Here is a 25452-nt window from a genome sequence, read left to right as displayed (position 1 = left end):
GTGGCGAGAAGCAACCGCACCGTCGATGACATCCTGCCTCTCTCCCCGCTCCAGAGCGGTCTGCTGTTCCACAGTCTTTTCGATGTATCCGACGAGTCGACCCCGGACATCTACACGGTCCAGTCGACCTTCCACCTGGCCGGCCCGCTCGACGCGGGCCGCGCCCGGGAGGCCGCCGACGCCCTGCTGCGCCGGCACGCGAGCCTGCGGGTGGCCTTCCGGCAGCGCAAGGACGGCGAGTGGGTGCAGATCGTCGCGGCCCGCTACAAGCTGCCGTGGACCGAGATCGACCTGTCCCACCTGCCGGCGGCGGAGGCGGACGCCGAGGCGCGCGAGGCCACGCTCGCCGACCGGGAGCAGCGCTTCGACACCGGACGCCCGCCGCTGATCCGCTTCACGCTGATCCGGCTCGGCGCCGAGAGCCACCGGCTCGTGCTGACGATCCACCACACGGTGCTCGACGGCTGGTCCCTGCCGACGCTCCTGAAGGAGTACCACGCGCTGTACCTGTCGGGCGGCGACGCCCGCGGGCTGCCCGCCGTGGCCCCCTACCGGGACTACCTGGCCTGGCTCTCGCGGCAGGACGCGGACGCCTCCCGCGCCGCCTGGGACGCCATGCTCGACGGGCTCACGGCGCCCAGCCTGGTCGCGGGCACCGCCGAGCACACGCCGCAGGACCCCGGACGATACGAGTTCGGGCTCACCGAGGAGCAGACCCGGGCCCTGACGGCGCGGGCCCGCTCCGCGGGCGTCACCGTCAACACCGTGGTGCAGGCGGCCTGGGCGCTGGTGCTGGCCGGCCTGACCGGCCGGGACGACGTGGTCTTCGGCGTCACCGTCAACGGCCGCCCGGCCGAGCTGCCCGGCATCGAGTCGATGGTCGGCCTGTTCATCAACACCCTGCCGCTGCGCGTCCGTCTGCGGCCCGGCCTGACCGCGGGCGAGCTGCTCGGCACCGTGCACCACGCGCAGGCCGAGCTGATCGCCCACCAGTACCTGGGCCTGTCGGAGGTGCAGCACCGCACCGGTCTCGGCCCGCTCTTCGACACGTCCGTCGTCTTCGAGAACTTCCCCTTCGACTCCGCGCCGGCCGTCTCCGCGGACAGCGACCCGCTGCGGGTGGTGGGCGCCGAGAGCCACTCCGCGAACCACTTCCCGCTCAGCCTCGTCGGCATGCCGCAGGAGACCCTGCGCTTCAAGCTGTTCCACCAGCGCGACCTGTTCGACGACACCGCCGCCGCGGCCGTCGCGGACCGCTTCCTCGCCCTGCTCGACATCCTCGTCGGCGAGCCCGGCAGGCCGCTCGGCCGGATCGACGTGATCGGCGCCGACGAGACCGCCCGCGCGCTCGCCGCCGCGGCCGGACCCGAGGGCGCCGCCGCCCACGGCGTCCGCCTGCCCACGCTGCCCGAGCTGTTCACCGACCAGGCCGCCGCGACCCCGGACGCCCCCGCCGTGCGCGCGGGCGACGAGGTCCTCACGTACCGCGAACTCGACGCGCGCGCCAGCCACGTCGCCCGCACGCTGGTCGCGCGCGGTGTCACCCCCGGCCGCACCGTGGCCGTGCTGCTGCCGCGCGGCATCGACCTCGTGGTGGCGCTGCTCGGCGTCGCCAAGTCCGGTGGCGCGTACGTGCCGCTGGACCCGGAGCACCCGGCCGAGCGGATCGCCGCGGTGCTCGCCGACGCCGACCCCGTGCTGGCCCTGGTCGAGCCGGGCATCGACCTGCCCGACACGCCGACGCTGGCCGTCACCGACGAGGAGGCCGCCTCCTTCACCGCGGCCCCGCACCCGCACGACCCCGCCTACCTCATCTTCACCTCCGGCTCCACCGGACGCCCCAAGGGCGTGGTCGTCGAGCACGGCTCCGTGGCCGCCTACCTCGTACGGGCCCGCGCGGCCTACCCGGATGCCGCGGGCCTCACCCTCGTGCACTCCTCGGTCACCTTCGACCTCACCGTCACCGGCCTGTACACCCCCCTGGTCTCGGGCGGCTGCGCCCACCTCGCCGAACTCCCCGAGGCCGTCGGCGGACCGCGCCCGACCTTCCTCAAGGGCACCCCCAGCCACCTGGAGCTGCTGGACACCCTGCCCGCCGAGGTCTCCCCGTCCGGCACCCTCGTCCTCGGCGGCGAGGCCCTGCGCGGCGAAGCCCTCCGGACCTGGCGCGCGGCCCACCCCGACGCCACCGTGATCAACGCGTACGGGCCCACCGAGGCGACCGTCAACTGCCTGGAGTTCCGCATCGAGCCCGGCACGGAACTCGCCGACGGCGCCGTCCCGATCGGCCGCCCCTTCGCCGACACCCGCGCCTACGTCCTGGACGCCGCCCTGCGCCCCGTCGCGCCCGGTGTCGCGGGCGAGCTGTACATCTCCGGCGTGGTCCTGGCCCGCGGCTACCTCGGCCGCCCCGGCCTCACCGCCGAGCGCTTCGTCGCCGACCCCTACGGCCCGCCCGGCGCCCGCATGTACCGCACCGGCGACCTCGCCCGGCGCCTGCCCGACGGCACCTTCGTCTACGCGGGACGCGCCGACGATCAGATCAAGCTGCGCGGCTTCCGTATCGAACCCGGCGAGATCGAGGCGGTCGCCGCCGCCCACGCCGACGTCACCCGCGCCGTCGTCCTCGCCCGCGAGGACCGCCCCGGCGACGCCCGGCTGATCGCCTGGGTGACCCCCGAGACCGTCGACACCGAGGCGCTGCGCGCCCACCTCGCCGACGCGCTGCCCGCCTACATGGTGCCGGCCGCGATCGTCGCGCTGCCCGCGATGCCGCTCACCCCCAACGGCAAGATCGACCGCAGGGCGCTGCCCGCCCCCGACGAGACCACCACCGCGCTGCCCGTGCAGCGGGCCCGGCGCGACCCGCGCGAGGACCTCGTGCGCGACCTGTTCGCGGGGGTCCTCGGTCTCGCCTCCGTCGGACCCGACGACGACTTCTTCGACCTCGGCGGCCACTCCCTGCTCGCCATCCGCCTCGTCAGCCGGCTGCGCGCCGCCCTGGGCGTCGAGCTGTCCGTCAAGCACCTGTTCCGCAGCTCCACCCCGGCCGCCCTCGTCCGCTCCCTCGGCGAGGCCGAGGAGGCGCGCCCGGCGCTGGTCCGCACCGAACGTCCCGAGCGGCTGCCGCTCTCCTACGGGCAGCAGCGCCTGTGGTTCCTGCACCGCATGGAGGGCCCCAGCCCGGTCTACAACCTGGCCTCCGCCCTCCGCCTGACCGGCCCCCTCGACCACGACGCGCTGCGCGCCGCGTACGCCGACGTCGTCGCACGCCACGAGAGCCTGCGCACCGTCATCGCCGAGGACGAGCAGGGCGCCCACCAGATCGTCCTGGACGACGTACGCCCCGAACTCACCCACGTGCGCTGCACCGAGGACGAGCTGGCGGAGCTGCTCGCCGAGCACGCCCGCCACCCCTTCGACCTCTCCGCGGACCTGCCGCTGAAGCTGTTCCTGTACGAGCTGGCCGAGGACCGGCACGAACTGCTCGTGCTGCTGCACCACGTGGCCGGCGACGGCTGGTCCACACCGCTGCTCACCCGCGACCTGACCCGCGCGTACGCCGCCCGGGCCGAGGGCGCCGAACCGCAGTGGCGGGAACTGCCCGTGCAGTACGCCGACTTCGCGCTGTGGCAGCACCGGCTGATGGGCTCCGAGGACGACCCGGACAGCCGCGCCTCGCGGCAGCTCGCGTTCTGGCGCGAGACCCTCGCGGACCTGCCCGAGGAACTGGCCCTGCCCACCGACCGGCCGCGCCCCGCCGTCGCCTCCTACCGCGGCGACAACGTGCGGATCACCGTGCCCGCCGCCCTGCACCGCGCCGTCGCCCAGTGCGCCCGCGCCGCCGACGCCACCGTGTTCATGGTGGTCCAGGCCGCGCTGGCCGTCACCCTGTCCCGGCTCGGCGCGGGCGACGACATCCCGCTCGGCTCGCCGGTCGCGGGCCGGCTCGACGAGGCGCTCGACGACCTCGTCGGCGACTTCATCAACACCCTCGTCCTGCGCACGGACGTCAGCGGCGACCCCACCTTCGCCGAGCTGCTCGCCCGCGTACGGGAGACCGACCTCGCGGCCTGGTCCCACCAGGACCTGCCGTTCGAACGGCTCGTCGAAGTGCTCAACCCGGCGCGCTCGCTGGCCCGTTCGCCGCTGTTCCAGACTCTGCTGGCGTTCAACAACACCGGCGGCCCGGCGGGTTCGGGTCAGGCCGAGGCCCGGCTCGGCCGGCTGTCGGTGACCGCGCGCGGCGGGGTCGGCAGCGGGGTCGCCAAGTTCGACCTCGCCTTCAACCTGCACGAGCGGCACGCGGACGACGGTGCGGCGGACGGCATGACCGGCATCCTCGAATACGCCGCCGACCTGTTCGACCACAGCACGGCCGAACGCCTCGCGGAGCGCTTCGTCGCCGTCCTGGCCCGCCTCGTCGCCGACCCCGCACAGCGCGTCGGCGCCGTGGACGTCCTCCTCGACGGGGAGCGCGCCGCCGCCCTCGTCCTGCCCTCCACCACCGCCCGCGCCGCCGAGGACCGCTGGTTCCTCGACCGCTTCGAGCAGCACGCCGCCCGGCGCCCCGACGCGCCGGCCGTCACGGCGGGCGACCTCACCCTCTCCTACGGCGAGGTCAACCGCCGCGCCAACGCGCTGGCCCGGCTCCTCACCGAGCGGGGCGCCGCCCCCGAGCGCTTCGTCGCCGTCGCCCTGCCCCGCACCGCCGACCTGCTCGTCACACTGCTCGCCGTGCAGAAGTCGGGTGCCGCCTATCTGCCGCTCGACACCAACTTCCCCGCCGACCGCATCCACCGGATGATCACGGACGCCGCCCCGGCCGTCCTCGTCACCACCGCGCAGCTGCTGCCCGGCCTGCCCGACGTGGCCGTGCCCACCGTCCTCGCCGACGAGGCGGACCCGGCCGGGTACGCCGACCACGACCTCGGCGTGCGCGCCCCGGCCACCGGCGCGGCGTACGTGCTGCACACCTCCGGCTCCACCGGCGTCCCCAAGGGCGTCGTCGTGCCGCGCGGGGCACTCGACAATTTCCTGCGGGCGATGGCCGACCGGTGCCGGGTCACCGCGGACGACCGGCTGCTCGCCGTCACCACCATCGGCTTCGACATCGCGGGCCTGGAGCTGTACCTGCCGCTCGCCTGCGGCGCGCACGTCGTCGTCGCCGGACCGGACACCGTGCGCGACCCCGAGGCCCTGCGCGCCGCGGTCACCCGGCACGGCATCACCCTCATGCAGGCCACGCCGACCCTGTGGCGGGCCGCGACCGGACGGGACGCCTCGTTCCTGAACGGCGTCCGCGTCCTGGTGGGCGGGGAGGCGCTGCCCGCCGACCTGGCCGCCACCCTCACCGCCGGCGCCCGCTCGGTGCTCAACGTGTACGGGCCCACCGAGACCACCGTCTGGTCCACCGCCGCCGAGATCACCGACCCCGCCGGCATCCACCTCGGCGACCCCATCGACAACACCGGCGCGTACGTCCTGGACGACCGGCTGCGCCCCGTCACCCCCGGCGTCCCCGGTGAGCTGTACCTGTCCGGCTCCGGCCTGGCACGCGGCTACCTCCGGCAGCCGGGCCGCACCGCCGAGCGGTTCGTGGCCGACCCGTACGGCGCCGCGGGCAGCCTCATGTACCGCACCGGCGACCTGGTGCGCCGTACGCCCGCCGGGCGTCTGGAGTACGTCGGCCGCGGCGACCAGCAGGTCAAGCTGCGCGGCTTCCGCATCGAGACCGGCGAGATCGAGGCCGTGCTCACCGCCCACGCGGACGTCCGCGCCGCGGCCGTCGGCGTCCGGCCCGACGCGTCCGGGGAGGCCCGGCTCGTCGCCTGGGTCGTCACCGACCTCGACGTCCTCGCCCTGCGCGGCCATGTGTCCGCCGCCGTCCCCGAGTACATGGTCCCGGCCGCCTTCGTGACGCTGCCCGAGCTGCCGCTGACCGCCAACGGCAAGCTCGACCGGAAGGCCCTGCCCGACCCGGCCGAGACCCACGACACGGCGGGCCGTCCGCCGCGCTCGCCGCAGGAGGAGATCCTCTGCGGGCTGTTCGCCGAGATCCTCAGCCGCCCCCGCATCTCCATCGACGACGACTTCTTCGCCGCCGGCGGGCACTCGCTCGCCGCGATGCGCCTGGTCGGCCGGATCCGTTCGGTGCTCGACGTGGACCTGCCGATCAGTGTCCTGTTCGAGGCGCCCACCGTCGCCGCGCTCGCCGCCCGGCTCACCGGTGCGGGCGCGAGCCGGGCCCCGCTGACCGCGGGGGAGCGCCCCGAGCGGCTGCCCGCCTCGCCGGCGCAGCAACGCCTGTGGTTCCTCAACAAGTTCGAGGGGCCCGGCAGCCCCACGTACAACGTGCCCGTGGTGCTGCGGCTGAGCGGCGCCCTCGACGAGCAGGCCCTGGCCGCCGCGCTCACCGACGTCGTCACCCGCCACGAGACCCTGCGCACGGTCTTCGCCGAGGACGCCGAGGGCCCGTACCAGGTCATTCTCGATCCGCGCCCGGTACCGACGGCCCAGCGGCCCGCCACCGAGGAGGAGCTGCCCGCACTGCTCACCGAGGCCGCCCGCACCGGCTTCGACCTCGCGGCCGATCTCCCGCTGCGCGCCCACCTGTTCGCGCTCGCGCCCGACGAGCACGCCCTGCTGCTCGTCATGCACCACATCGCCGGCGACGGCGGCTGGTCGGTGCCGCTGCTCGTCAAGGACCTCGCCACCGCGTACGCGGCCCGGCGCTCCGGCGAGGAGCCCGGCTGGCAGCCGCTCGCCGTGCAGTACGCCGACTACACGCTGTGGCAGCGCGAGGTGCTCGGCTCCGCCGACGACCCGGACAGCGAGCTGGGCCGTCAGCTCGCCCACTGGCGCGAGGCACTCGCGGACCTGCCCGAGGAACTCACCCTGCCCACCGACCGGCCGCGGCCCCCCACGGGCACCGGCCAGGGCGCGGACCTGCGCTTCCACATCCCGGCCGAGCTGCACGCCGAGCTGGAGTCCCTCGCCCAGAAGCACCGGGCCAGCCTGTTCATGGTGGTCCAGGCCGCCGTCGCGGTGGCCCTGTCCCGGCTCGGCGCCGGCGAGGACATCCCGCTCGGCACGCCCAGCGCGGGCCGCGTCAACGAGGCGCTCGACGGGCTCATCGGCTTCTTCGTCAACACCCTCGTGCTGCGCACCGACCTGTCCGGCGACCCGACGTTCGCCGAGGTGCTCGACCGGGTCCGCGGCACCTCGCTGAACGCCTACGCCCACCAGGACGTGCCGTTCGAACGGCTCGTGGAGGCCCTCAACCCCGACCGGTCGCTGGGCCGGCACCCGCTGTTCCAGACGATGGTCACCTGGAACAACGCCGCCCAGGACGCCACCGGCAGGCTCGCCGAGGACCTGCCCGGTCTGCGTATGCGGGTCGGCGAGGTGGACGCGCGGGTGGCCACCTTCGACCTGCTGTTCGCCTTCTCCGACCTGCGGACCGAGCGCGGCGCACCCGACGGTCTCGCCGTCCGCCTGGAGTACGCCACGGACCTGTACGACCCGGCGACGGCCGAGCTGTTCGTGTCCGCCCTGACCACCGTGCTCGCCGCGGTCGCCGCCGACGCCGAGCGCCCCGTGCACCGCATCGACGTGCTGCCGCCCGCGGCCCGCGCCCGGCTGCTCGGCACGGCGGACGGCCCCGAGCCGCGCCCGTACCGGCCACTGGCCCGGCTCCTCGCCGCGCAGGCCGAGCGCACCCCGGACACGGTCGCCATCACCGACGAGCACGGCAGCCTCACCTACCGCGAACTGCACGAGCGGGCCCGCGCCCTGGCCGTCGAACTGCTCGGCCTGGGCCTCGGCCCCGAGGACCGGGTCGCCGTGGCCCTGCCGCGCGGCACCGACCTCGCCGTCGCGCTCGTCGCGACGCTCACCGCGGGCGCCGCCTACGTGCCGGTCGACCCGGACCTCCCGTCCGAGCGCGTCGCGCTGATCCTCGCCGACACCGCGCCCGGCGCGCTGGTCACCACCGCCCGCACCGCCGCGCGCCTGCCCGCCGTCGGCGTGCCGCAGGTGCTCGTCGAGGTGCCCTGGCCGCCCGCCGACGCCACGCAGGCCTTCCCCGACGCGCTGCCCGGCCACCCGGCGTACGTCATCTACACCTCGGGATCCACCGGCCGCCCCAAGGGCATCGTCATGCCGCACGGGGCGCTGGCCAACCTGCTCGACTGGCACGAGCGGGCGGTGCCCGAGCCGCCCGGCACCGTCGTGGCCCAGTTCACCGCCGTCGGCTTCGACGTCTCCGTGCAGGAGATCCTCTCGGCGCTGCTCACCGGCAAGACCCTCGCCGTGGTCCCCGAGGACACCCGGCGCGACCCGCGGGAGCTGGCCCACTGGCTCGCCGACCACGAGGTGGCCGAGCTGTACGCGCCGAACCTGGTGATCGACGGTGTCCTGGAGGCCGCCCGCGAGTGCGGCGCCGACCTGTCCGGGCTGCGCCACCTCGTCCAGGCCGGCGAGGCCCTGACCCTGCGTGAGCCCGTGCGCGCCCACCACGCCGGGGCCCCGACCCGGCTGCACAACCACTACGGGCCCGCCGAGACCCACGTGGTCACCGCGTGGACGCTGCCCGCGGACCCCGCGCACTGGCCGGACACCCCGCCCGTCGGCCGCCCCGTCGACGGCGTCGGCGTCCGCCTCCTCGACGCGGGCCTGCTGCCCGTGCCGCCCGGCGTCGTCGGTGAACTCCACCTGTCCGGCGTGGCGCTGGCCCGCGGCTACCTCGGCCGGCCCGACCTGACCGCCGAGCGCTTCGTCGCCGACCCGTACGGCCCGCCCGGCAGCCGCATGTACCGCACCGGGGACCTGGCCCGGACGACCCCGGACGGCGACCTCGTCTACGTCGGCCGCGCCGACCACCAGGTCAAGATCCGCGGCTTCCGCATCGAGCCCGGCGAGATCGAGGCCGCGCTCACCGCGCACGAGGACGTGGCGCGCGGTGCCGTCGTGGTCCGCGAGGACACCCCCGGCGACAAGCGGCTCGTCGCCTACGTCGTGCCCCGGCAGGGCGGTTCGCCGTCGGCGTCCGCGCTGCGCTCCCACCTCGCGGGGCTCCTGCCGTCCCACATGGTGCCCGCCGCGTACGTCCTGCTCGACGCACTGCCCCTGACCCGCACGGGCAAGCTCGACCGGGCCGCGCTGCCCGCGCCCGCACCGGACCTGGCGGCGGTCCGCGCCCCGCGCACCGCACGCGAGGAGGCGCTGTGCGGCCTGTTCGCCGAGGTGCTCGGCCGCCCCGTGGTCGGCGTCGACCAGGACTTCTTCGAGCTGGGCGGCCACTCGCTGCTCGCCACCCGCCTGGTGGCCAGGATCCGTACGGTCCTCGGCGTGGAACTCGCCGTGCGCGGCCTGTTCGAGCAGCCCACCCCCGCCGGCCTCGCGGCCCTGCTCGACGAGGCCGACGGCGCCCGCCCGGCGGTGACCCGCCGCGAGCGGCCCGAGCGGATCCCGCTCTCGCCGGCCCAGCGCCGGCTGTGGTTCCTGCACCGCCTGGAGGGCCCCGGCGCCACCTGGAACATGCCCACGGCCCTGAGACTGACCGGCCCCCTCGACGAGGAGGCGCTCGGCGCGGCCCTCGCGGACGTCGTCACCCGCCACGAGTCGCTGCGCACGGTCTTCGCCGAGGAGTCCGGCAGCGGCCACCAGGTGATCCGCACACCCGAGGAGACCCTCGCCGCGCTCGGCACCCTGCGGGCCGCCGACGTGGCGCGCGACCGGCTCGAACGGGAACTGTCCGCGGCCGCGGCCCGCCCGTTCGACCTCGCCGCCGAGCCGCCGCTCAGGGCGACCCTGCTGCGCACCGGCCCGCAGGAGCACGTCCTGCTGCTCGTCGTGCACCACATCGCCACCGACGGCTGGTCGGCGCCCGTGCTCGCCCGTGACCTCACCGAGGCGTACACGGCACGGCACGCCGGCCAGGCTCCCTCCTGGGCCGAACTCCCCGTCCAGTACGCCGACTACACCCTGTGGCAGCGCGACGTCCTCGGCGCGGAGGACGACCCCGACAGCGTCGCCGCGCGGCAGCTCGCCTACTGGAAGCGCGCGCTGGCCGGAATCCCGGAGGAACTGGCGCTGCCCGCCGACCGGCCCAGGCCCGCGGTCGCCTCGCACCGCGGCGACACCGTCCCCTTCCACCTCCCCGCCGACCTGCACGCGGGCCTCGCCCGGCTCGCCGGCGAGAACCGGGCCAGCCTCTTCATGGTGGTCCAGGCGGCCTGGGCGACGCTGCTGTCGCGCCTCGGCGCGGGCGAGGACATCCCGGTCGGCACACCGATCGCCGGCCGCACCGACGAGGCCCTGGACGATCTGGTCGGGTTCTTCGTCAACACCCTGGTGCTGCGCGCCGACCTGTCCGGCGACCCCTCCTTCACCCAGCTCGTGGACCGGGTCCGCGAGACCTCGCTCGGCGCATACGCCCACCAGGACGTGCCGTTCGAGCGTCTGGTGGAGGTGCTCAACCCGGCGCGCTCCCTGGCCCGCCACCCGCTGTTCCAGACGATGCTGATGTGGAACAACAACGACGACCTGACCGCGGCCGGTGCCGCGGACGGCTTCGCCGGCCTGACCGCCGAGCCGCTGCCGCTCGGCACCGGGGTCGCCAAGTACGACCTCACGCTGGCCCTGAAGGAGGCCTACGCCGCCGACGGCGGAGCGGCCGGACTCCACGGCCACCTGGAGTTCGCGACGGACCTGTTCGACCGGTCCACCGCCGAGAGCTTCGTCGAGCGGTTCACGCGGGTCCTGCGCACGGTGGTGGAGCGGCCGGGGATCCCCGTCGCGGACGTGGACGTGATGGCCCCCGGAGAACGGGAGAAGGTGCTCGGTGAGGGGAACGACAGCGACCGTGAGGTCCCGGACGCCCCGCTCACGCGGCTCTTCGCGGACCGCGTGGCGATATCGCCTGAGGCGTGCGCTGTGGTCTTCGGTGACCTGGCCCTGTCGTACCGGGAGCTGAACGCCCGCGCGAACCAGCTGGCGCACTGGCTCGCCGAGCGGGGCGCCGGGCCCGAGCGCCTGGTCGCCGTCGCCCTGCCGAGGTCGCCGGAGCTGCTCGTCGCGCTGCTCGCCGTCCTCAAGACCGGCGCCGGATACGTGCCGGTGGACCCCGACTTCCCCGAGGAGCGCATCGCCTACATCCTCCGGGACGCCGACCCGGTCCTGACCCTGACCGGGGAACTGCTCGCCGGCACCGACCTGTCGGCGTACGGCTTCGACGACCCGGTGGTCCGGGGCGGTTCGGCCCGGAACACCGCGTACGTCATCTACACCTCGGGCTCCACGGGCCGCCCCAAGGGGGTGACCGTCACCCAGGCGGCCCTGGTGAACTTCCTGACCGCGATGCAGGACCGGTTCGCGCTCACCGAGTACGACCGGCTCGTGGCCGTCACGACGGTCGGCTTCGACATCGCGGGCCTGGAGCTGTTCCTGCCGCTGCTGCACGGCGCGCAGGTCGTCCTGGCCCCGCGCGAGGTGGTCCGCGACCCGGCCGCCCTGGCGTCCCTGGTCGACGACGCGGGCGCCACGCTCATGCAGGCCACCCCGAGTCTGTGGCAGGCCCTCGCCGAGGCCGGGGGAGTGCCCGCGGGGCTGCGGGTCCTGGTCGGCGGCGAGGCGCTGCCGGCGCCGCTCGCGCGCACCCTGGCCGGGGGCGGGCGCACGGTGACCAACCTGTACGGGCCGACGGAGACGACCGTCTGGTCCACGGCCGCGGACGTCACGGGATCCGGTGGCGTCACCATCGGCGGCCCGATCGCCAACACCCGGCTGTACGTGCTGGACGCGCGTCTGCGGCCGGTGCCGGCCGGTGTGGCGGGCGAGCTGTACATCGCGGGCGCCGGTCTGGCCCGTGGCTACCACCGCCGGGCGGGGCTCACGTCGGAGCGGTTCGTCGCCGACCCCCACGGCCCGGCCGGCACGCGGATGTACCGCACGGGCGACCTGGTGCGCCGTACGGCCTCGGGCGACCTGGAGTACCTGGGCCGCACCGACTTCCAGGTCAAGGTGCGCGGCTTCCGCATCGAACCCGGCGAGATCGAGAGCGCGGTGCTCGGCCACCCGGACGTCGTCCGCGCCGCGGTCGTCGTCCGCGAGGACAGCCCCGGCGACAAGCGCGTCGTCGCCTACGTCGTGCACGGCCCGGACGGCTCGCCCGACGGTGACGTGCTGCGCAAGCACGCCGCCGTGAGCCTGCCCGACTACATGGTGCCGTCCGCGTTCGTCGTCCTCGACGAACTGCCGCTCACCCCCAACGGCAAGCTCGACCGCGCCGCCCTGCCCGCACCCGCGCTGGGCGCGCTCGGCGAGGGACGCCCGCCGCGCACCGAGCAGGAGGAGATCCTGTGCGGCCTGTTCGCCGAGGTGCTCGGCGTCGAGCGGGTGAGCATCGACGACGACTTCTTCGCCCTCGGCGGCCACTCGCTGCTCGCCAACCGCCTGGCCGCCCGCGTCCGTTCGGCGCTCGGCAAGGAGATGAGCATCCGCGGCTTCTTCGCGAACGCCACGGTCGCCGCCCTGGCCGAGAGCCTCGCCACCGCGACCGCCACCACCACCCGTCCCGCGCTGCGCCGCCGCACCGGTACCAAGGAGAACTCGTGACCACGCTGTCCTTCTCGCAGCGCCGCCTGTGGTTCCTCAACCAGCTGGACGGCCCGAGCGCGATCTACAACATCCCCACCGCCCTGCGCCTGTCCGGAACCCTCGACCGCGACGCCCTCACCGCGGCCCTGGCCGATGTGATCACCCGCCACGAGACGCTGCGCACGGTCCTCGCCGACGGACCCGAAGGACCCCGCCAGGTGGTCCTGGACGCCGGCGACGAGGCCGCCGCTCCCGTGCTCACCATGGCCGGCGCCGACGAGGCGGGCCTGGACGCGGCCCTTCAGGAAGCGGCCCGGTACACCTTCGACCTGCTCGGCGAGACGCCGATCCGCTGCACCCTGTTCGAGCTGGCGCCCGACGACCACGTCCTGCTGGTGCTGCTGCACCATGTGGCGGGCGACGGCTGGTCCGTGCCCGTGCTCGTCCGCGACCTGCTCGGCGCCTACGCGGCCCGGCAGGCCGGACGCACCCCGGGCTGGCCCGAACTGCCCGTCCAGTACTCCGACTTCACCGTCTGGCAGCAGGAGCTGCTCGGCTCCGAGGACGACCCGGACAGCGTGATCTCCCGGCAGCTGTCCTACTGGCGCGACACCCTCGCGGGCCTGCCCGAGGAGCTGGGCCTGCCCACCGACCGGCCGCGTCCCGCGACCGCCACCCACCGGGGCGACACGCTGCCCCTCGCGGTGCCGGCCGACGTGCACGCACGCCTCGTCGAGCTGGCGCGGGAGAACCGGGCCAGCCTGTTCATGGTCGTCCAGGCCGCACTCGCCGCCCTCCTGTCCAAGCTGAGCGGCAGCACGGACGTGCCGATCGGCACGCCGATCGCGGGCCGCACGGACGAGGCCCTGGACGATCTGGTCGGGTTCTTCGTGAACACCCTGGTGCTGCGCGCCGACCTGTCCGGCACCCCCACCTTCCGCGAACTGCTCACCCGCGTGCGGGACGCCGACCTGGCGGCGTACGAGCACCAGGACGTGCCCTTCGAGCGCCTGGTGGAAGTGCTCAACCCGCCGCGCGCGATGGCCCGCCACCCCCTGTTCCAGACCCTGCTGACCTGGAACGACAACGACCAGCGCCAGGCCCGTACGGCCGCCGCCGAACTGCCGGGCCTCACCGTGCGCGGCCACAACGCCGAGACCCGCACCGCCCGTTTCGACCTCTCCTTCACCGTCGAGGAGCGCCCGACGCGGACGGGTGCGCCCGAAGGGCTGAGCGGTGCCCTGAACTACAGCACCGACCTGTTCGACCGGGCCACCGCCGAGCGCGTCGCGGAGCGCTTCACCCGGGTCCTCGCGGCGGTCGCCGCCCGGCCCGACGCCCCGGTCGCCCGCCTCGACCTGCTCACCGGGGACGAGCGGCACGAGGTCCTCGAACGGGCCAACGCGACCGTGCGGGACGTGCCCTCCGCCACCGTCCCGGAGCTGTTCGCGGCCCGCGCCGCGGCCGCACCCGACGCGCCCGCCCTGTCCTTCGGCGCGGAGACCGTCTCGTACGGGGAGCTGAACGCCCGCGCCAACCGGCTCGCGCACTGGCTCGTCGAGCGGGGCGCCCGGCCCGAGTCGCTGGTGGCCGTGGCGCTGCCGCGGTCGGTCGACCTGGTGGTGGCGCTGCTCGCCGTCCTGAAGTCGGGCGCGGGCTATGTGCCCGTGGACCCCGAGTTCCCGCAGGACCGGATCGCGTACATCCTCCAGGACGCCGCACCGGTCCTGTCGCTCACCGCGGACGTCCTCGCGGCGGCCGACCTCACCGGCTGCCCCGCCGAGGATCCGCAGGTCGCGGGGGGCTCGGGGGACACCACCGCGTACGTCATCTACACCTCGGGCTCGACGGGCCGCCCCAAGGGCGTGGCGGTCCCGCACGCGCCGCTGGTGAACTTCCTGACCGGGATGCAGGACCGGTTCGCGCTCACCGCCGGGGACCGCCTCGCGGCTGTCACGACGGTCGGCTTCGACATCGCGGGCCTGGAGCTGTTCCTGCCGTTGCTGCACGGCGCCCAGGTGGTGCTCGCGCCCCGCGAGGTGGTCCGCGACCCGGCCGCGCTCAGCACGCTCGTACGGGAGTCGGGGGCCACGCTCATGCAGGCCACCCCGAGCCTGTGGCACGCGATGGCCGAAGCCGGGGGAGTGCCCGAGGGACTGCGCGTCCTGGTCGGCGGCGAGGCACTGCCCGCGGCCCTCGCCCGCACCCTCGCCGAGGGCGGGCGGCCGGTCACGAACCTGTACGGCCCGACCGAGACCACCATCTGGTCCACGGCCGCCGACATCACCGGCGAGGTGACCATCGGCGGTCCGATCGCCAACACCCGGCTGTATGTGCTGGACGCGGGACTGCGCCCCGTCCCGGCCGGTGTGGCGGGCGAGCTGTACATCGCCGGCGCCGGTCTGGCCCGCGGCTACCACCGCCGTCCGCAGCTCACCTCCGAGCGGTTCGTCGCCGACCCCTACGGTCCGGCCGGCACGCGGATGTACCGCACGGGCGACCTGGTGCGCCGTACGGCCTCGGGCGACCTGGAGTACCTCGGCCGCACCGACTTTCAGGTCAAGGTGCGCGGCTTCCGCATCGAACCCGGCGAGATCGAGACCGTCATCGCCGACCACCCCGACCTGGCCCGCGCCGCGGTCGTCGTCCGCGAGGACAGCCCCGGCGACAAGCGCATCGTCGCCTACGTCGTCCCCGTCGGCGGCAGCGGCGGCCCGCACCACGCGCTGCTGCGCAAGTACGCGGCCGCGTCCCTGCCCGAGTACATGGTGCCGTCCGCGTTCGTCGTCCTCGACGAGCTGCCGCTGACCCCCAACGGCAAGCTCGACCGCGCCGCCCTGCCCGCCCCCTCCTACGGCCTCGACCAGGCCGGCCGTGCCCCGCGCACCCCGCAAGCTGAGATCCTGTGCGGCCTGTTCGCCGAGGTCCTCGGGGTGCCGAGGGTCACGGTCGACGAGGACTTCTTCTCACGCGGCGGGCACTCGCTGCTCGCCCTGCGCCTGATGACCCGCGTGCGCGCCACCCTCGGCGTGGACCTGCCGGTCCGCCAGCTCTTCGAGACACCGACCGTCGCCGGCCTCGCCGCGCTGCTCGGCTCCGGCGGCACCGCACGGCCCGCGCTCGGGGCCCGCCCCCGCCCCGAGCGCGTGCCGGTCTCCTTCGCGCAGCGCCGCCTGTGGTTCCTCAACCGGCTCGAAGGCCCGAGCGCCGCCCACAACATCCCCACCACCCTGCGGCTGTCCGGCTCCCTCGACCGCGAGGCGCTGGCCGCCGCGCTGGCCGACGTGGTCACCCGGCACGAGACCCTGCGCACGGTGTTCGCCGAGGACGAGCAGGGCCCCCACCAGGTCGTCCTCAGCCCCGAGGAGGCACGCCCCGCACTCCGCGTCACGCGCACCGACGAGGCGGGCCTGGCCGAGGAGCTGCGCCGGGCCGCACGCCGGGGCTTCGACCTGCAGGCCGAACCGCCGCTGCGCGCCCACCTGTTCGAGCTGGACCAGGACGAGCACCTGCTGATGCTGCTCGTCCACCACATCGCGAGCGACGGCGGCTGGTCCACGCCGGTCCTGGTCCGCGACCTCACCACCGCCTACGCCGCGCGCTGCGCCGGCGAGGCCCCGGCCTGGACCCCGCTGCCCGTGCAGTACGCCGACTACACCCTCTGGCAGCACGAGGTGCTCGGCTCCGAGGACGACCCCGAAAGCCTCGTCAGCCGGCAGGTCGCCCACTGGAGCGAGACCCTGCGCGACCTGCCCGAGGAACTGCCGCTGCCCACCGACCGGCCGCGCCCCGCCGAGAGCAGCTACCGCGGCGCCACCGTGCCCGTCACGATCCCCGCCGAGCTGCACCGCCGCCTCGACCACCTCGCCCGCGAGAACCGCGCCAGCCTCTTCATGGTCGTCCAGGCCGGCCTCGCCGCCCTGCTCGCCAAGCTGAGCGGCACCACGGACATCCCCCTCGGCACCCCCATCGCGGGCCGCACGGACGAGGCCCTGGAGGACCTGGTCGGGTTCTTCGTCAACACCCTCGTCCTGCGCACCGACGTCTCCGGCGACCCGACCTTCACCGACCTCGTGGCGCGCGCCCGCGGCACCGACCTCGCCGCCTACGCCCACCAGGACGTGCCCTTCGAGCGGCTCGTCGAGGTGCTCAACCCGCCGCGCGCGAGGGGCCGCCACCCGCTGTTCCAGACCATGCTCGCCTTCAACAACGTCGACCAGAAGGCCGCGCTCGGCGAGGGCCGGCTGCCCGGCCTGACCGTCTCCGGCGACAAGGTCGGCACCGGGGTCGCCCAGTTCGACCTGCTGCTCGCCGTGGCCGACGGCCGCGCAGACGACGGCACACCCGCCGGGATCACGGGCCACCTCGAATACAGCGAGGACCTCTTCGACCGGTCCACGGCCGAGACCCTCGTACGCCGCCTCACCCTGCTGCTCGACGCCCTGGCCGAACAGCCCGATCTGCCCCTGAGCTGGGTCGGCGTCCTGGAGGACGACGAGCGCGCGCGCATCCTCGGCAGCTGGCTCGACACCGCCGCCGAGGTGCCGCACGCGACCCTGCCCGCCCTGTTCACCGCCCAGGCCGCCCGCACCCCCGACGCCCCCGCCGTGCGGCACGGCGAGCACACCCTCTCGTACGCCGAACTCGACGCCCGCAGCAGCCGGCTGGCGCGCCTGCTCGTCGCGCACGGCGCCGGGCCCGAGCGGTTCGTGGGCATCGCCCTGCCGCGCACCGAGCTGACGCTCGTCGCCGTCCTCGGCGTCCTCAAGTCCGGCGCCGCCTACGTGCCCGTCGACCCGGGCTATCCCGCCGACCGCCAGGCCCACCTGCTGCGCGACGCCGCGCCCGCCCTGGTGCTCACCGTGCGGGACGTGGCCGGCGGGCTGCCCGCGGAGGGCGCCGAGCTGCTCGTCCTCGACGATCCGGCCACCGAGGCCGCCCTCGCCGCGACGTCCGCGGACGAGGTGACCGACGCGGAGCGCCGCGCCCCGCTGCTGCCCTCGCACGCCGCGTACGCCATCTACACCTCGGGCTCCACCGGCCTGCCCAAGGGCGTCGTCGTCCCGCACGAGAACGTCGCCGACCTGGCCGCCTGGGCGCTCGCCGAGTTCGGCGCCGAGGGCATGGCCCACGTGGTGGCCTCCACCTCCCTCAACTTCGACGTCTCCGTCTTCGAGATGTTCGGCCCGCTGCTCAGCGGCGGCAGCGTCGAGGTGATGCGGGACGTCCTGGAACTCGGCGACCCCGCCCACGCCGGACGCCCGGTCTCCCTGATCAGCGGCGTGCCCTCCGCGGTCGCCCAGCTCGTCGCGGAAGGCGGCCCGCTGGTCTCGGCGCGCGAGGTCGTGCTCGCCGGCGAGGCCGTCTCCGCCCGCGACGCCAACGACGTCGTACGGGCGGTCGGCGCCGAACGCTTCGCCAACATCTACGGGCCCACCGAGGCCACCGTGTACGCGGCCGCCTGGTACAGCCGGGAGGAGATCACCCGCGTACCGCCCATCGGCGCCCCCCTCCGCAACACCCGCCTGTACGTCCTGGACGCGGCCCTGCAGCCGGTCCCGGTCGGCGTCCCCGGCGAGCTGTACATCGCGGGACCCGGCCTGGCCCGCGGCTACCACCGCCGCGCCGGCCTCACGGCGGAACGCTTCGTCGCCGATCCGCACGGTAGGGCCGGCACCCGCATGTACCGCACCGGCGACCTGGTCCGCTGGACCGCCGACGGCGACCTCGACTACCTCGGCCGCACCGACTTCCAGGTCAAGGTGCGCGGCTTCCGCATCGAACTCGGCGAGATCGAGGCCGTCGTCCTCGGCCACGAGGACGTCGCCCGCACCGCCGTGCTCGTCCGCGAGGACCGGCCGGGGGACAAGCGGCTGGTCGCGTACGTGGTTCCGGCCGCCGGACGCGACGTGGACCGGGCCCGGCTGCGCGCCCATGTGGCCGCCGCGCTGCCCGACCACATGGTGCCCTCCGCGTTCGTCGCCCTCGACGCCCTGCCGCTCAACCCCAACGGCAAGCTCGACCGGGCCGCGCTGCCCGCGCCCGAGTACGGCCCCGCGCAGACCGGCCGCGCCCCGCGCACCCCGCAGGAGGCGATCCTGTGCGGGCTGTTCGCCGACGTCCTCGGCGTGCCGCGGGTCTTCATCGACGACGACTTCTTCGCGCTCGGCGGCCACTCCCTGCTCGCCACCCGCCTCGCGGGCCGGATCCGCGCCACCCTCGGCGAGGAGCTGACCATCCGGCAGTTCTTCGAGACGCCGACGGTCGCCGGGCTCGCCGCCGCGCTCGGCGCCGGCGGACCCGCCCGCCCCCCGCTGCGGGCCGGCGCACGGGCCGCGCGCGTCCCGCTCTCCTCCGCCCAGCAGCGCCTGTGGTTCCTCGGCCGGTTCGAGGGCCGCAGCCACACCTACAACGTGCCGACCGCCCTCCGGCTCGCCGGCGCGGTCGACCGGGAGGCGCTCGCCGCCGCGCTCGCCGACCTCGCCCTGCGCCACGAGACCCTGCGCACGGTCTTCGCGGAGGACGCCGAAGGCCAGTACCAGACCGTCCTCGACCCCGAGGACGCCCGTCCCGTCCTCGCCCTGCGCGAGACCACCGAGGAGCAGCTGACCGCGCACCTGGAGCAGGAGGCGCGGTACGCCTTCGACATCGGCGCCGAACCGCCGCTGCGCGCCACCCTGTTCACCGTCGGCCCCGACGAGCACGTGCTGCTCGTCCTCGTCCACCACATCGCCACCGACGGCTGGTCGATGCCGCTGCTCGTCCGCGACCTCACCACCGCCTACGCCGCGCGCTGCCGCGGCGCGGAGCCCGGCTGGCAGCCGCTGCCCGTGCAGTACGCCGACTACACCCTGTGGCAGCGCGACCTGCTCGGCTCCGAGGACGACCCGGCGAGCCTGGCCGCCCGCCAGCTCGCCCACTGGCGCGAGACGCTGTCCGGGCTCCCGGAGGAACTCGACCTGCCCACCGACCGGCCGCGCCCCGCCGTCTCCTCCTACCGCGGGGACCTGCTCGACGTGGAGATCCCGGCCGCGGTCCACGCCCGGCTCGGCGCACTGGCCCGGGACAACAACGCCAGCCTCTTCATGGTCGTCCAGGCCGCGCTCGCCGCGCTGCTGTCCAAGCTGAGCGGCTCCACGGACGTCCCGATCGGCACCCCGATCGCCGGCCGCACCGACGAGGCCCTGGAGAACCTGGTCGGCTTCTTCGCCAACACCCTCGTCCTGCGCACCGAGGTGGCGCCCGACGAGCCGTTCACCGCGCTCGTGGCGAAGGTCCGCGAGACCGACCTGACCGCGTACGCCCACCAGGACGTGCCCTTCGAACGGCTCGTGGACGTGCTCAACCCGGTCCGCTCCATGGCCCGCCACCCGCTGTTCCAGACCATGCTGACCTTCGACAACGTGGCCGCCCGCGACACGGCGGACCCCGCCCACGCGGGACCGATGCCCGACGTGGCCGCGTCCGGACAGCACGTCGGCACCGGCGTCGCCCGGTTCGACCTGATGTTCCGGCTCGGCGAGCGGCACACCGCGGACGGCACCCCCGGCGGGATCGCCGGTGTCCTGGAGTACGCCGCCGACCTGTTCGACCGGGACACCGCCCGCCGGCTCGCCGACCGCCTCGTCGCCGTCCTCACGGCCGCCGCCGACCGCCCCGACGCACCGGTGGGCGCCCTCGACACCCTGCCGGAGAGCGACCGCGGCCGCCTCCTCGTGGACTGGAACGACACCGCGCGCGAACTGCCCTCCGAGCACCTGCCGGCCCTCTTCCGCGCCCAGGCCGCCCGTACACCCCACGCGCCCGCCCTCGACTTCGAAGGCCGCACGCTCGGCTACCGGGAACTGGACCTGCGCTCCGACCGGCTCGCCCACGCCCTCGCGGCCCGCGGCGTCGGCGCCGAGGACCTGGTCGCGGTGGCCCTGCCGCGCACCGACGCGATGGTCGTCGCGCTGCTCGCGGTCCTCAAGGCCGGCGCGGCCTACGTGCCGATCGACCCGGAGTACCCGGCCGACCGCGTCGCCTACATGCTCGACGACGCCGCCCCGGCCCTGCTGCTCACCGACCGGGACACCGCGGCGGGACTGCCCCCCGGCACCGCGGTGCCCCGCCTGGTCCTGGACGACACGCGGACGGCCGACGAGCTGGCCGCCGTCACCGAAACCGGGCTGGACCGGGTCCGCCGCATCCCCGCGCCCCACCCGGAACACCCGGCGTACGTCATCTACACCTCCGGCTCGACCGGCCGCCCCAAGGGCGTCGTCGTCGGCCACGAGAACCTGCTCAACCTGCTCAACGCCATGCAGGGACAGCTGCGGCTGACCGCCGGGGACCGGCTCCTCGCCGTCACCACCATCGGCTTCGACATCTCCAACCTGGAGCTGTGGACGCCCCTCGCGCACGGCGCCCGCCTGGTGCTGGCCGCCCGCGAGACCGTCAAGGACCCGGTGGCGCTCGCCCGGCTCGTCGAGGAGTCCGGCGCGACCGTCCTGCAGGCCACCCCGACCGCCTGGCAGGGCCTGGTCGCCACCCGGCCCGACGCGCTGCGCGGCCTGGTCAAGCTCGTCGGCGGCGAGGCCCTGCCCGGGCCGCTCGGCCGCGCCCTGCACGACCTCGGCGGCTCGCTCACCAACGTCTACGGCCCGACCGAGACCACCATCTGGTCCACCTCCGCCCTCCTCGACGCGACCACGTGCGAACGGCCGCCCATCGGCCGCCCGCTGGACAACACCCGGGTGTACGTCCTGGACGCGGGCCTGCGCCCGGTCGCGCCCGGCGAGGCCGGCGAGCTGTACATCGCCGGCACCGGTGTGGCCCGCGGCTACCTGAACCGGCCCGGCCTGACGTCCGAGCGGTTCACCGCCGACCCCTTCGGCCCGGCCGGCAGCCGTATGTACCGCACCGGCGACCTGGTCCGCTGGAGCGCCGAGGGCGACCTGGAGTACATCGGCCGCACCGACCACCAGGTGAAGGTGCGCGGCTTCCGCATCGAACTCGGCGAGATCGAGGCCGCGCTGACCACGCAGGAGGAGATCGCCCAGGCCGTCGTCGTCGCCCGCGAGGACACCCCCGGCGACAAGCGCCTGGTGGCGTACACCGTGCCGGACCGCGGGGACGGCAGCCGCGACACCGAGGCCGAGGAGCACCAGGTCCGCGAGTGGGAGGAGGCCTACGACGCCCTCTACGGGGAGCCCGGCTCCGACACCTTCGGAGAGGACTTCGGCATCTGGCGCTCCACCTACACCGGCGACCCGATCCCCCTTGAGGAGATGCGCGAGTGGCGTGCCGCCACCGTCGAGCGCATCCTCGCCGGCCGGCCACGCCGCGTCCTGGAGATCGGCGCCGGCACCGGCCTGATCCTCGCCCACGTCGCCCCGCACTGCGAGAGCTACTGGGGCACCGACCTGTCCGCCTCCGTCATCGAGCGGCTCGGCGCCCAGGTCGCCGGGCGCCCCGAACTCGCCGACCGTGTCACCCTCACCGTGCAGCCCGCCCACGACACCGACGGCCTGCCGAAGGGCGCCTTCGACACCGTCGTGCTCAACTCGGTGGTCCAGTACTTCCCGAGCGCCGACTACCTCGCCGAGGTCCTCGGCAAGGTGCGCGAGCTGCTCGCCCCCGGCGGCACCGTCTTCATCGGCGACGTCCGCAACCTCCGTACGCTGCGGGCACTGCGCGGAGCCGTCGCCCTCACCGGGCAGGACACGCCGGCCGAGGGCGCCGGACGGGACGCGCTGCGCGCCGGGGTCGAGCGAGCGGTGGCCCGCGAGAAGGAACTCCTGCTCGCACCCGAGTGGTTCACCGGCCTGCCCGGGGTGAGCGGCGTGGACCTGCGCGTCCGCCGCGGCGTCCACCACAACGAGCTGACCCGGCACCGCTACGACGTGGTGCTGCGCACCGCACCCGGCGACGAGGCCGCCGACACCGCCGACGCCCCGGTCCTGCCCTGGGCCGGCGCGGAGCACCTGGCCGCCGAACTCGCCGCGGGCCGCCCGGCCCTGCGGGTGACCGGCATCCCCAACCTCCGCCTGACCGCCGAGGTGACGGGCGTACGCGCCCTGTTCGACGAGGACGCGCCGCCGGCCGACGCCGTGGACCCCGAGGACCTGTACGCGCTCGCCGAGCGCACCGGCCACCGGGTGGCCGTCACCTGGTCGGCCACGGACGCCGAGGACGGAGCCCTGGAGGCCCTGTTCGTCCGCGGGGACGGCCCGGTGGACCTGGCGCTCGCCGGGACCTACCGGCCCGCACCCGGACCCGACGCCCGGCCACGGGCCAACGACCCGGCGAGCCGCCGCGACGACACCGGACTCGGACCCGTCCTGCGCGACCGGCTCAAGGAGACCCTGCCCGCGCACATGGTGCCCGCCGCCGTGGTCGTCCTCGACGCCCTGCCGCTCACCCCGAACGGCAAGGTCGACCGCGCCGCGCTGCCCGCGCCCGACTTCGGCACGCACGGCGACGGCCGGGCGCCGGCCACCCCGCGCGAGGAGCTGATGTGCGCCCTGTTCGCCGAGGTCCTGGGCCTGGCGCGGTTCGGGCTCGACGACAACTTCTTCGAGAGCGGCGGGCACTCCCTGCTGGCCACGCGGCTCGTCGGCCGGGTCGGCGCCGTGTTCGGCGTCGAGGTGCCGCTGCGCCGGCTCTTCCAGGCGCCCACCCCCGCCGCGCTCCTGCGGGACCTGGCGCCGGAGGGGGCGCACGACGGGCACGGCGTCCTCGTGCCGCTGCGCGCCTCCGGCTCGGGCACCCCGCTGTTCTGCGTGCACCCGGCCGCGGGCCTGAGCTGGGTCTACCTCGGACTGCTCGCCCATCTGGGCCCGCAGTACCCGCTGTACGGCCTCCAGGCACGCGGCACCGACGGCACGGGCGGCCTGCCCGCGTCGATCGGGGAGATGGCCGCCGACTACGCCGACCAGATCACCGCCACCGCCCCCGAGGGCCCCTACCGGCTGCTCGGCTGGTCGGTCGGCGGGACCGTCGCGCACGCCGTCGCGGCCGAACTGGAGCGCCGCGGCGAGCGGGTGGAGCTGCTCGCCGTCCTCGACGCCTACCCGGTCGCCGACGCCGCCGGCGGCGAACCGCCCTCCGAGGCCACGATCATCGCGCACAACCTGCGCGCGATCGGCTTCGACTTCCACGAGTCCGAACTGACCCCGGAGGCCTTCCCGATCGAGCGCTACCGGGCCTTCCTGGCCCGCGAGAACAAGGTGATGGCGCGGTTCGAGGAGCACGAGATCCTCGCCATGAAGGACGTCTACGTCAACAACACCCGGCTCATGTGGTCGCACACACCCCCTCGCTTCGGCGGCGACCTGCTCTTCGTCACCGCCGAACGCGACCGGGGAGCGCTGGCCCGCGAGCGCGGCCACCAGGCCTGGGCACCGTACGTCGGCGGCGAGATCGTCAACCACGACGTGGACAGCGACCACGAGGGCCTGATGACCCGGCCGGGTGCGATCGCCCACGTCGGGCGCGTCCTGGCCGGACGGCTCGCGGTGCTCGACGAGGCGGCGGCGAGCGCGCGTAGAACCGGCGTAGACGCCCCGGGCAGGCTCAGCGCATGACAGCCCCGGCAGAGACGGCGGTCGCGGCGCCGCCCCCGCTGCGCCGCAACCGTGACTTCCTCCTGCTGTGGACCGGCAACTGGCTGCAGTTCTTCGGCTCCCGGATGAGCACCGTCTGCTACCCGCTGCTGGCCCTGCAGATCTCCGGGGGGTCGGCGGAGGCGGTCGGCCTGGCCTCGGCCGCGGCCGTACTGCCGCAGGCCGTGGTCCAGCTGCCGGCCGGCGTCCTGGTCGACCGGTGGGACCGGCGCGCGGTCATGCGCTGGTGCGCGGCCGGGCGGTTCCTGGCGCTCGCCGCCGTGGGGACCGCCCTCGCGCTCGGCGTGCTCGGCATGGAACTGCTGCTGGGGCTGATCGCCGTCGAGGTCTCGCTCGCGATCGTCGGCTCGCTCGCCGAACGGGCCGCCGTCCGCACGGTCGTCCCGGGGGAGCAGCTGCCCGCCGCGCTGTCGCAGAACGAGGCCCGCGGCCGGATCGCGGGCCTGCTCGGCGGACCCGCCGGCACCGTCCTGTACACCTGGACCCGCTGGAGCCCGTTCGTCGCCGCCACGCTCGGGGCGCTGATCGCCGCCGTCAACCTCCGCTTCATCCGGGCCGACCTGAGCACACAGAACCCGCACGAGCGCCGTCCCCTCCACCGCGACCTGGCCGACGCCCTGCGCTGGCTGTGCCGGCAGCGGGCGCTGCGCGCGATGCTGCCCGTGGTCACGGTGGCCACGGCCCTGCTGCAGGTGGTGATGCAGGGCCTGGTGGTGATCCTGGTCAAGGAACAGGGGCTGCCGGAGGCCACGCTGGGCCTGGTGCTCGGGATCAGCGGCTGCGGCGGGCTGCTCGGCGCGCTGACCGGACGCTGGTTCATGGCGCGGCTTCCGCTGTCCGTCCTCCTCATCGGCGGCCTGACCCTGTGGGCCGCGCTGATGAACGCCATGGCCTGGGCCACCGGGCCGGTGCAGCTCGGGGTCCTGTTCGCGCTGATGAACATCATCGGGGCGGTGTTCGGGGTGGCCACCGCCGTCTACCAGGTGACCGTCACCCCGCAGGAGCTGCAGGGCCGGGTCGCGGCCCTGTCCGGTCTGGTCGTCGCGCTCGGCACCACCGGGGGCGCGTACTGCGCCGGGAAGCTCCTGCAGGCCTACCGCGGACTGCTGTCGCTGCTCGTGGCGGCCGGACTGATGGCCGTGACGGCCGCGGTGGCCGCGCTGGTCCCGGCCGTGCGCAAGGCCCGCATCCCGGACGCGGCAGCCCGTCCCGGGACCCGCGCACCGTCCTGATCCGTCCGCCGACC

Annotated in this window: 3 protein-coding genes; all 3 read left to right on the top strand. The window is 75.2% G+C overall.

The annotated features are described in order from the left end of the window. Genes IE308_RS18055 through IE308_RS18045 form a run of 3 tightly spaced genes read left to right on the top strand, consistent with a single transcriptional unit; the run spans position 1 to position 25438 of the window. The gene (locus tag IE308_RS18055) at positions 1 to 12618 is read left to right on the top strand and encodes a non-ribosomal peptide synthetase (RefSeq protein WP_190218700.1); all 12618 of its coding nucleotides are present in this window, start codon (positions 1 to 3) and stop codon (positions 12616 to 12618) included. Continuing rightward, entirely contained in the window at positions 12615 to 24167 is an 11553-nt protein-coding gene (locus tag IE308_RS18050) for a non-ribosomal peptide synthetase (protein ID WP_190218699.1), read from the top strand. Before IE308_RS18055 ends, IE308_RS18050 begins: the two co-directional genes overlap by 4 nt. Continuing rightward, positions 24164 to 25438: an MFS transporter gene (locus tag IE308_RS18045; protein WP_190218698.1), complete on the top strand. Its 1275-nt coding sequence runs from the start codon at positions 24164 to 24166 to the stop codon at positions 25436 to 25438. The genes IE308_RS18050 and IE308_RS18045 overlap by 4 nt, the downstream gene beginning before the upstream one ends. Positions 25439 to 25452: the final 14 nt, after the last annotated feature.

Source organism: Streptomyces griseosporeus (assembly GCF_014656055.1).
GTDB lineage: Bacteria > Actinomycetota > Actinomycetes > Streptomycetales > Streptomycetaceae > Streptomyces > Streptomyces griseosporeus.
This window is presented reverse-complemented; position numbering and strand designations above follow the sequence as displayed.